Here is an 810-nt window from a genome sequence, read left to right as displayed (position 1 = left end):
GAGTTATGGTGATTTCTGGTGTATGGGGGAGATAGAGAAGGTGGCGTATCCTGCTGATTGATTCCCGCGAAGAATCTCAATTAACAGAGGTGATACGCCATGACCAATTCTACCCTCAGAGTCCTGCCACCACCAGAGACCGAATCAACAGATCCGCTCACGGACCTGCTGCGCGCAGGCGCCAGAGACCTGATTGCCCAAGCAGTGGAAACAGAGCTCAAAGCCCTGCTCGAGCACCACGCTCAGCGCAAGCTCCCCGATGGCCGCCAAGCTGTGGTGCGCAACGGCTTTTTGCCTGAACGCACCATCCAGACCGGGATCGGCGATGTCGAGATTAAAGTGCCCAAGGTGCGCGACAGAAGTGGCTCAGGGATCTGTTTCAACAGCTCGCTGCTACCGCCCTATCTCAAGCGTTCCAGCAGCATCGAAGAACTGCTGCCCTGGCTGTACCTGCGGGGGATTTCCACTGGGGACTATCAGGAGGCGCTGGGCGCGTTGCTCGGTGACAAGGCCAAGGGGTTGTCGGCCAATACCATCAGTCGCCTGAAACAGCACTGGAGTGATGAGCATCGGGAGTGGAGCCAGCGGGACCTGAGCCAGAAGCGGTATGTGTACTTTTGGGCGGACGGCATATACAGCAACGTGCGTATGGGTGAGCGGCTTTGCTTGCTGGTGCTCATCGGCGTGACAGAGCATGGCCATAAGGAACTGGTGGCGGTCGAGGATGGCCTGAGGGAGTCGGAAGCCAGCTGGACAGAGCTCCTGATGGGACTGCGAGCCAGAGGGCTGGACAAGGGTCCCAAGCTTGCC

At 58.6% G+C, this 810-nt stretch carries 1 protein-coding gene; it reads left to right on the top strand.

Annotated elements, in window-relative coordinates:
• Positions 1-99: 99 nt before the first annotated feature.
• On the top strand, positions 100-810 hold a 711-nt coding region (locus GWQ22_RS21650; protein WP_275931648.1), incomplete at its 3' end, for a transposase.

It is taken from the genome of Aeromonas sp. 1HA1 (assembly GCF_029237385.1).
Taxonomy (GTDB): domain Bacteria; phylum Pseudomonadota; class Gammaproteobacteria; order Enterobacterales; family Aeromonadaceae; genus Aeromonas; species Aeromonas popoffii.
Note: the sequence above shows the minus strand (reverse complement) of the source record. Positions and strands in the feature narration are given on the sequence as shown.